A 10,848-nucleotide genomic window follows, 5' to 3' on the forward strand; every position below is an offset into this window, starting at 1 on the left:
GTTTTTCAACTTCTATAATATAATGCTTTATTATAAAAACTCCAATGAATAAACTGAGGTGAACCAAGTGAAGAAAAAAACACTTGTGCCTCTTATTATTTTTTTACTGGGCATATGCCTTGTTGGTTTAATTGTATACAAAACAGACACCCATGAAAAAAATCAGAGACACATATTGGCACAATTAAACGCAACCACCTATGGTGAACGCATAAAGAATGAAATTGCAGATGGAATTGGAATTACAGATACTTTGGAACAGATCTTAATCAGTGAAAATGGCGAAATCCATCAGTTTGAGACGATTGCCGGGAATCTTATGTCTGATTCTATTGAAAGCGTGCAGCTCGCTCCTAATGGTGTTGTAACAGATATTTATCCGGCTGAAGGAAATGAGGCAGGTAAGATCGATCTGCTCCATGATAAAGACCGTAAAGAGATTTCCTGTTATGCAAGAGATAACCATGCAACCATTACGCAGGGGCCCTTCGAATTAAAACAGGGCGGTTATGGAATTGCAGTCCGCAATCCAGTCTACCTGAAAGATAAAAGCGGACAAGAGTATTTCTGGGGATTTACCATTGTTATCCTGCGTGTTCCGGATATTTTTTCAGATACAGTCAGTGCGCTTTCAAATTTTGGATATGAATACAAAATTCTGAAAACAGACATTCCCTGGAGCGATACTTATAAAGTGGTTTATCAGTCAGATGGTCAAATAGATCATCCGGTTTCTTACGCTTTTACAGTAGGGGATGGAACCTGGAAGCTTGAGGTAACTCCTAAAACCGGATGGAGAAATAACACACTACTGATAATTATCAGTGGTATGTTTCTTACTATAAGCCTTCTTCTGTCAGTACTTACCAGGGTATGGCTGATAGCAAAAGAACACAAGAACAAATATAAAATACTGGCGCGCACAGATTCTCTTACAAATATTTATAATCGCTATGGATTTGATGAATTAGCAGAAAAAATAATTTCTAAAAATCCACAAACACATTTTGTGGCTGCGCTCCTTGATATTGATGACTTTAAGTTTATCAATGATATCTATGGCCATAGTTACGGAGACAAAGCATTAAAGAGTCTGGCAGACAGTATGAAAGCTTTTTTCCCATCCGATGCATTGCTTGGAAGAAATGGTGGTGACGAATTCTGCATTCTTTTACCAAATTGTACCTTTAAGGAAGCAGATAAACAGCTGCAGCAATTCACTAAGCTTCCAAAAACGTTTTCATATCACGGTAAAGAACTCGCATTTTATATATCTCTCGGATATGCAGAATATCCAACATTTGCAGCCAGCCCTTCACAGCTTATGCGCTGTGCAGATGCAGCTCTTTATGAAATAAAACTGCATGGAAAAAACGGATGTATGGCTTACAGAAAAGGTCTCCAGTCAGGAGTCCGCAAACAGCTTGGATTTGCACTGAAGGATATCTCTGAACACCTTCCAGGTGCATTTATTATATATAGAGCAGACAAAGAAGATGATGAGCTCTTTTATGCAAACCACGAATTTCTTCATATGACTGGTTATAAGAGCATGGATGAACTATTCAGGCTTACTCAAAAAAGGTTCCGCAATCTGATCCGACAAGATGAACAACAACAGATTGAAACAAACATCTGGGAACAGATTGACACAGGCAATGAAAATGACTATATTCACTTTCATCTTCGAAAAGCTGACGGAACTTATCTTTCCGTGCTTGATCATGGAAGAATCGTAGAAAGCCAGCAATACGGAAAAGTATTTTATGTATTGTTCATGGATTGGGAAGATATGCATCTTCGTTACAGTGATAAATTTTCCGAATAAATAAAAAAAACTGCTAAAAAGTTGTGAACCGAACTTCTTAGCAGTTTTTTTACTAATCTACCAGATTGTTTTGTAACGTACTGATCAATTCCTCTATAACAATTGGCTTGGATAAGAAGCCATTCATACCACATTCCAGTGCTTTCTTTTTGTCTTCGTCAAAAGCATTGGCAGTCATGGCAAGGATGGTAATTCCCGCCAGCGCCGGATCCCTAAGGGCACGGATCTGCTTCGTGGCCTCATATCCGTTCATTACCGGCATCTGCACATCCATCAGCACCAGATCATAATTACATGGCTTTGAATTCTTAACTTTCTCCACTGCCTCTGCCCCATTTTCTGCAGTATCAACCATGAAGCCATATTCGTTAAGGATCTCCACCGCAATTTCACGGTTCAGTTCATTGTCTTCCACAAGCAGTATGCACCTGCCTCTGAAATCTGAGCTTGTCTCAGGAAGAACGGGATTCTCCTGCTCAGCCTGATTCTGGCCGATAGCAGCCATCAGGGTATCTCTGATATCTGACATAAAAAGAGGCTTCGCACAGAATGCAGTCACCCCTGCAGCCCTGGCTTCCACTTCGATGTCTGACCAGTCATAAGCAGTCAGGATAATGATCGGCGTATCATCACCAAGACTGCGGATCTGTCTGGTGACCTCAATGCCATTCATATCCGGCAGACGCCAGTCAATAATATAAGCATGGAATGCATCCCCAAGCTCCATAGACTGCCTTGCACGCAGAACAGCCTCCTTACCGGAAAGTGTCCATTCCGAACGCATTCCAACCTTCACAAGCATCTTTGTCACACTGTCACAGGTATTAAAATCGTCATCTACAACCAGAGCCTTAAGGCCCTCCAGCTCTGCAATCTTCTCTATACGGTGATTCTCAGGCTGAGTCCGAAATGGCAGACGGACAATAAATTCTGTGCCTTTCCCCTGCTCTGTCCGGACCTCAATAGTACCACCCATCATATCCACAATATTCTTGGTGATGGCCATGCCAAGTCCTGTGCCCTGGGTTCTGCTCACAGTGGAAGTCCGCTCCCGCTCAAAAGGAGAAAAGATCTTCTGTACAAATTCCTGACTCATGCCGATTCCATTATCCTTTACCCGGATCTCGTATAGTTCACTGCCTTTTACTGTCCCTGGATACTGTTTCAGCCGGACAGATACAGTTCCGCCTGCAGGAGTAAACTTGATTGCATTGGACAGCAGATTCAGCAGCACCTGATTCAAACGTGTCTTGTCGCAATAGACATCCTCATTGGTAACATCCATTGCATCCATATAAAGCTCCAGCTGTTTTGCATGGATCTGCCCGCTAATGATGGTCTTCAGATCATGAAGCACATCCGACAGACTGACCTCCGTTTCTTCCAGATGGATCTTTCCACTCTCAATCCGGCTCATATCCAGGATATCATTGATCAGTGAAAGCAGATGTTTACTGGAGGAAAGGATTTTGCTCAGATAATCTCCGACTTTTTTCTGATTATCAATATTACTTACAGCCAGTGTGGTAAAGCCGATGATCGCATTCATTGGTGTCCGGATATCGTGAGACATATTGGAAAGGAAAGTACTCTTAGCCCTGTTTGCTGTCTCCGCCGCACGGACTGCCTCAGAAAGTGCCTGATTCATTTTCCAGTCAGCAGTACGGTCTGACATAACCAGGATGTATTTCTTTTTCCCATTTACCTCACTGCCCATTGCAATATTATGGAACCCGCGTTTTTCCCCTGTTTTCTGATGAACATATTCAAAATCCCATTCTCTTTGTCCATTCACCTGGATTTCCTCAAGATAATTTTCCTCCGGATTTTCATGTTCCTCTGGATGCAGTTTTCCCAGAACACGAATATCTTTGCGAATCTGTTCTACCGTAATACCAAGCAGTTTTTCCGCATTTGGGCTTATATAGTCTGCCTGATATGTTTTTGCATCCAGCATCAGAAAAACGTCATCCACATTCATTGACAGCTTTTGAAAAAGCTCGTCTCTGTACCGGATCTGTGTGTCCTTTCTTCTAAGGCTTATTCTGTTTTTTTGAATAATAAGGCCGATAAAAAAGGCGGCAATACAGAACAAAACCGCAGCCACAAGAAGCATTGTACTACGCTGCAGACTGTTCATACTGGCATTGACAATATCCGCCTGTACAAGTCCCAGAAATACCCAGTCCTGAATATCTGATTTTTCATAGACCAGATAATAGTTTCTTTCATCCAGATTTACCAGCATCGCATCGGTGCGTCCCGCTTTAAACTTCTCCGAAAGCTCATTGATCTCTTTTTCAGACATATTGGAATGCTCTCTCAGAACACCAAAGAAATTGTACACATTCCCCCATGACTCAGAAGAATGATCGACCACAACACGGCCATCCGGATGAACAACAAAGCTCTGGGCATTTCCATTGAAAGCAGAAATGTCCAGCACATCTACGATATCAGAGTTTTCATAGGCAATGGCAATTGCATCATATTCAAATCCCTGATAAATTCCATGGGCCCTGGGAGTAGCAAAAACAAGCAGCTGAGACTTTCCGGGAACTGCTGCATTCGCTATCACATCATTTCCCTGCCGGATCTCCTCTTCAATGTTTTCCTGTAATCCAAGGTACCCGGTTTCCCCTGTCGCCATCTTGTAATCCCCGTCAGCTGACAGAAAAAAGAAATCTAAGAATCCGGCATCTTCCTGCGCTTTCTTTATATAATTACGAATTTCGTCTTCGCTGGAGGTATTCTGCAGATTCTCACCCCACATATGAAGATAGGTCAGATTCTTATCTGTCAGTTCTCTCAGCATGTTATCAGACTGATGAAAAACTTCCGTCAGATGAGAAACACTTTCCTCATAAACAGTTTTCGATACAAATCCAAAATATCGGAAAACCATCAGAACAATTCCCAGTAAAACAGCTGTAAAGACAGCTATCTGGAATGGTTTTCCCATGACAGGTTTCTTTCTGCCTTTATTATGATTCTTAATATCCATTCTTCTCACCTCAGAGTCATGTAGTCTTCAGGCTCTGCAAGAATGGCATCACCATCTGAAACATATCCTGTCCAGGTGTCTTTCACAAAGGTATCTTCTCCATCAAACACAATATTCTCATCTGCCGGATAATCTTCCATGTGTTTAGATATCGCAAGGCAGGTTACCGTGAAAGTATCCTCGTCCTGAACTTTTTTTCCATCTTTTGTAACTTTGCTCAATATGTAACCATCATCTGTTTCTTTGACTTCCACGGAAATGCCGCTGACCACAGGCAGAGAGCCTCGGTTAAACGGAATAAATCCGCCCTCATAGCCTTCTACAAAATTTTTGACTGTCTCTTTCAGTTCTGCTCCGCTCATCTTGCTGCTGTAAGCCGAAAGACTATTTGGCATGATCATGTCTCCCGCCATTTTTTCTGTATAGCCGGCTTTCAGCACGTTTCCCGTAAAGCTGTTTCCGGTTGCAATCAGCACATCTGTTCCATAAATGCCACGCAGAGTGTTTGCCATAACAGAATATGCTTCATTACCTCCACTGCTGTGGAAACGACTGGAATAAGTCTTCTGTGAATCCAATACTATTTTCTCAGAAGTGGATTTCTCCTCAAGGAGCTGGGCATTAAATGACTGATAAGCCTGCCCTGCATCATATTCTCCTGAAATCATCTTAGACACCACATCCTTGGACACAGAGAAAAAGTCATTTGACGCAATACGGATATACATATGGTTTTCCTCTATCACAGGTTTCACATCTTTCATATATTGTGTAAGATGGAGTTCCACATCCTGACTGTAGCTTAACAGATCCTGTCCATCACTAATGATCCGGTTCTGCGCATCCTCCGAAAGCATTGTGTCCAACACCTTCATTGCTTTCTTTCGACGTGTCTCATCCTGTGTCAGATCTCGGTTTAAAGCCACCTGGAAATATGGCGTAGTCATAATCCACTTTTCACCGTTCTCCTGAAAGAATGGAAGAAACGTTGTGTTGATGCCCTGATCCTGAAACATTTTTACACCGGCAGAGCTGCCAAAGTACATGGCAAGCTTGCCACTTTGATACATTTCAACTATGTCATCATAATTCATATCCAGATCATCCTGACTCAGACCGGTATCCTGGATAAACTGCTCCATACGTTCAAAAGCCTCCGGCCAGACTGTACTGTCCAGACCTTCTCTTTTTGTGTTATCCGGGTCACTGTAGGCAGTACGCCACTTACGTCCTTCCACAGAAGACAACTCTGATGCTGACAGCCCCTGCAGTGTCTCCATACAGGTATAATCATAATAATAGTCTGCAGTAAAGCCACGAATACCCACCTGGTCAAATGCCTGGCAGGCAGAGACAAAGCTTTCATAATCTGTCGGAAGAGGGATATCATACTTTTCAAAAAGGTCTTTGTTCACTACAAAGCCATGGGCATCTGCACACACCGGAAGCCAGTTTACGCTTCCATCCTCATTCATAAAATTGCTAAGGTATGTATCATAGACAGCGCCTGACGCATTGGTTGTGGAAAGATCCATCAGGCTGTCTTTCAAGGAACTTGCATCATGAAGTGAAAAGCGACAGCAGGTTATAATATCCGGCAATCCACCATTTTCATTCAGAAATCTGTAGAAATCAAGATCGTTGTTGCCTACAACAAATTCAACATTGATATCCGGGAGCTGTTTCTGGATGTATGGTGCATATTTTTCATACAGGCTTGTGCTCCATAAGTACACCGTGATTGTGTCTGCATCTTCTTTCTCTGCACTTTTACTGCCACATGCTGACAGTAGTGATACGGCTGTCACCATTGCCAAAAGTACAGCCAAAACTCTGTTCCATTTTATTTTTTTCATTACAAGTTCTCCTTCATTTGCCCTGTCAATATATCCAGCAATTCCTAATTTTTTATCACCCCACCAATCTATGAATTACTTTTATCAGTAATTCCATATCAACAGGCTTAGCAACATGTTCATCCATTCCTGCTTCTTTTGCTTTTATTCTGTCCTCCGTGAAGGCATTTGCTGTCATTGCAATGATCGGTACCTCCTTTGCTTCCTCTCTGTTCAGAGACCTGATTGTCTTTGCAGCTTCATAACCATTCATTACCGGCATCATAATGTCCATAAGAATGACATCAAATTCACCGGGTTCACTTTTTCTGAACAGCTCAACCGCTTCCTGCCCATTCCATGCTTTGGTCACGTCAGCGCCCTCATTCTGAAGCATAAATTCAGCGATTTCCATATTCAGCTCATTATCTTCCGCCAGCAGAATATGCAATCCCTTTATAGATTTTTCGGATACCTCCTTCTGTTCTTCACGTTTATCCGCATCCGGATCTATTTTAAATGGAACCCGGATCACAAATGTCGTCCCTACGCCTTTTTCACTTTCAAAAGTAATGGTTCCACCCATTTTCTCGACCAGCTTCCTTGCAATGGCCATTCCCAGTCCGGTTCCGACAAACTTTGTGCGGCTTCCCGTATATTCCTGTGCAAATGGTTCAAAAATATGTTTCTGGAACTCCTCAGTCATTCCGATTCCTGTATCCCGGCAGATAAATTCCATTGTCGTCATTCCTGGCTGTTCGGATGGGATTTCCATGCAGCTAAGATAAATATGTCCATTTTCTCTGTTATATTTCACTGCATTGGACAGGATATTCATCATCACACGTTTTACATACCCCGGACTTCCAATAAGATCACGGTATATGATTTCTTTTTTCTCCCATACAATCCGGATATTCTGTTCTGCAGCAATCTGTTCAATTACAACAAGCACTTCCTCAGAAATTTTGCTCAGATTAAATGGACTCTCTTCCAGAACAACTTCACCCGACTCCAGCTTACTCATGTCCAGAACATCATTTACCAGTTCCAGCAACAGATTGGATGCCGCTTTAACCTTTGTTCTGTATTCCTTCTGCTTCTCCATATCATCTGCATAATGGTCTGCCATATTAATCAAACCGTAGATTCCATTAATCGGAGTCCTGATATCGTGGCTCATACGATGAAGGAACTCTGTTTTTGCCTCATTGGCGGCTTCTGCCTTTTTTGCTGCTGTCAGAAGTTCTGCTTTATATTTTTCATCTTTTTCAAATTCTTGTTTCCGGTGCGCCAGATTGGTTCTGTATGTCCAGAACCAGAATATGCCGAACATCAGAAAATAAAGAAAAATAACACCTATAACACTTAATGGAAGATTACGAAACACTTCCGTATCCGGAAGATATGCGTAGATATAATAATCACGCTGCTTCAGCATGATTCCATAACATCCAATTCCTTCCTTTCTAAAATGATAGATATGCTGACTGTCTGTATGCTTTTTCATTGCCTGAACAACTTCGTTGTCGGCTGTATTCTGTCCCAACAGACTCTCATCATTGCTGGCAACAACGATCCCATCGTCTGCAACAATAATCGTTCCATCTTTCTGGATGCTATAACCATTTAAAAGCCCCTGTATCGTCAGTGTATAGTTTCTGGCAAATTCAGGAGATGTGTAGTAATAGATTGCAACGATACCCAGTGCATCTTTTCTGGCACAGGCTGCAATGTCAATAAAGGATCCATCTTCCCTGGTAAACCGTTCCGAATAGCTTCTTTCTTCATATCCGGCAAAATTCATGATAATTTCTTTTTGCAGATACTCCGTAATCTCATTAGCCAGAGACTCATCCGTGCTGTATTCACAGTCCGTCTTTCCTTCTGCATCCAGTACAATGATACCATCCACCCATAGAGTCTGCAGGTTTTCCTTCAGGAAATCCCGGCTTAGCTGACCGCCGTTTTCTATTTCCATTTTAATATTTGTACTCATCTGTCTAGCACTTTCAATGGCACGGAGGAGGCTTTTTGATTCCGAAGATTCATTAAAATGGGTGTAGGTGGAGCACTGCACTTTCACATAGTTTACAATCTCCACCATTCTTTTCTCTGCTTCGGCTTTTTCTGCGTGGAAGAAATAAAACAGAGAGGCTACAGCCACACAGACTCCAATCAGACCGCCGAACAGCTGGATCCGTTTTTCTTTTTTCTTTCTCTTAATATCCAAGATCATCCACCTCCAGATACTTCTGGGGATCATCCAGATATTTTTCAATGATTTTCAGAGATGTGCCATCCTGACGCATTTCTTCCAGCGTCTGGCTCATCTGCTCACAGATTCCTCTGTCATCCTCTTTTGCAAAAGCAACACCTATTCCAGTGATCATCAAAGGTTCTTCCAGGATACGAAAGCTTGCGTCATAATCCTTCATATACTGGACAACAGATTCCTCGTGTGCTGCAACTGCATCTACATATCCTTTTCCCAGAAATGTATAGATCAGCTCCCTGTGTCCCAGGCTGATCAGATTGCCCAGCTTTGGGATTCTCTCATCCGTCCGGTTCAGAAAGATACCTTCCGGTTTGGTTGTGGACTGAACAGCCAGGTTCTTACCCTCCAGATCACTCAGTTTATAGATATCACTATTCTCATTTACAGCAACCACCTGACGGCTTGCTATATATGGTCCCGCCCAGCGGTAATCATCAAGGCGTCCTTCCATGGAAAAGCAGCCCATGATACAGTCAATCTCTCCGCTCTCCACCAGTTCTTTTTTCTTCTCCCAGTTGATCCGGACAACGTCCACCTGATATCCCATTCTTTTGAAAGCTTCTGTAGCCAGTTCTACATCGATTCCCGTCGGTATACCATCCTCATTCAGATAATTGTATGGTGGATAGTTGTCACTGCCGAGGGTAATAACAGGCCTTTCGGTTTCTTCTTTCGTGTTATCTGTGTTTTTACACCCTGCCAGGGTGACTGCTAAAATTCCCGCAAGCAGAATGCCTGCAATCACTCTTTTTCCTTTCATTTTCTGTCCATCCCTAACTATCCTTTTTGATTCTTCTATGTCCGGTTACTTTCCATTCGTCACTGTACAGTGACCTGCGGTTCGGTACCCCCCCCGCCGGATTTTATGCTTCTAATCGTCTTTTCCAGCACCTTCATCTCAACCGGTTTTGAAACATGTGCATTCATGCCAGCCGCAAGGGAATGCTGAATGTCTTCTGAGAATGCATTGGCAGTCATGGCAATAATCGGTATCGTCTTTGCCAGTTCATGGGAACTTCTGCGGATTGCCCTCGTCGCCTCATAGCCATTCATAACAGGCATCTGCACATCCATCAGGATCATGTCATAATCACCTGGAGCAGACTGCTCAAATGCTTTCAAAATCTCTTCGCCATTTTCACAGATGGTACATTCCGCACCTTCAATCTTTAACAGTTCCGTCAGGATCTCTGCGTTCAGCTCATTATCCTCTGCACACAGGAATCTCATTCCCTGCAGGATATTACCATCCTGCTCATCTGTTTCTTCTTGTGCCGCCAGAGCAACTGTTCTATCCTCTGCAATTTTCAGATCCATGAGAACCTCAAAACAGCTTCCCTGTCCCAATTCACTCTCCACATCAATGGTACCTCCCATTGCCTCAACCAGATTCTTAGTAATCGCCATTCCAAGTCCGGTTCCCTGTATTTTATTTGTAATGGAACTTTCCGCACGGGTAAACGCATCAAAAATTGTATCCTTGAAATCTGCCGACATTCCCATACCATTATCGCTAACTAAGAAACGGTACTTTGCATAGACAGATGACTTTGTCTCACATTCTTCTACAAAGAACTGAATTTCCCCACCTTCCTGGGTATACTTCACTGCATTGGAAAGCAGGTTGCTGAAAATCTGTATCAGGTGAACCTGATCCCCATTCACCCACTCATGCTGAATATTTTCTTTTATGATTGTAAGGGTCTGCTGCTTTTCATATATTTGAGTATGAAATATAGTGTCAAGTTCCTGTACAAGATCCAGAATAGAAAAGTCAGAATATTTGAAGACTGTTTTTCCTGCCTCAATCTTGCTCATATCCAGAACGTCATTGATAATTCCCAACAGATGCTGTGATGAAATATCTATTTTATCTGCATACTCTATAACTTTTGCTTTATTA

At 42.4% G+C, this 10,848-nt stretch carries 6 protein-coding genes; 1 reads left to right on the forward strand and 5 read right to left on the reverse strand.

Going from position 1 to position 10,848, the window contains the following annotated elements:
* Positions 1-67 precede the first annotated feature (67 nt).
* Positions 68-1,828 (forward strand): diguanylate cyclase domain-containing protein, encoded by a 1,761-nt coding sequence (locus I2G42_RS09305; protein ID WP_082424969.1) that lies wholly within the window; start codon positions 68-70, stop codon positions 1,826-1,828.
* A 52-nt stretch (positions 1,829-1,880) separates the two neighbouring features.
* Here the strand turns inward: I2G42_RS09305 and I2G42_RS09310 are convergent, their stop codons facing one another.
* From I2G42_RS09310 to I2G42_RS09330, 5 genes are all read right to left on the reverse strand, one after another.
* Positions 1,881-4,832, reverse strand: a complete 2,952-nt coding sequence (locus tag I2G42_RS09310) for a hybrid sensor histidine kinase/response regulator (RefSeq protein ID WP_055228223.1) — start codon at positions 4,830-4,832, stop codon at positions 1,881-1,883.
* 5 nt (positions 4,833-4,837) lie between these two features.
* Positions 4,838-6,688: an ABC transporter substrate-binding protein gene (locus I2G42_RS09315; RefSeq protein ID WP_055228222.1), complete on the reverse strand. Its 1,851-nt coding sequence runs from the start codon at positions 6,686-6,688 to the stop codon at positions 4,838-4,840.
* A gap of 55 nt (positions 6,689-6,743) precedes the next feature.
* Positions 6,744-8,906, reverse strand: a complete 2,163-nt coding sequence (locus I2G42_RS09320) for an ATP-binding protein (RefSeq protein ID WP_055228221.1) — start codon at positions 8,904-8,906, stop codon at positions 6,744-6,746.
* Entirely contained in the window at positions 8,890-9,705 is an 816-nt protein-coding gene (locus I2G42_RS09325; protein ID WP_195530991.1) for a substrate-binding periplasmic protein, read from the reverse strand. Before I2G42_RS09325 ends, I2G42_RS09320 begins: the two co-directional genes overlap by 17 nt.
* 59 nt (positions 9,706-9,764) lie before the next feature.
* A partial coding sequence (locus I2G42_RS09330; protein ID WP_195530992.1) for an ATP-binding response regulator occupies positions 9,765-10,848 on the reverse strand: 1,084 nt, incomplete at its 5' end.

This window comes from Fusicatenibacter saccharivorans (genome assembly GCF_015557635.1).
Lineage (GTDB): Bacteria > Bacillota > Clostridia > Lachnospirales > Lachnospiraceae > Fusicatenibacter > Fusicatenibacter saccharivorans.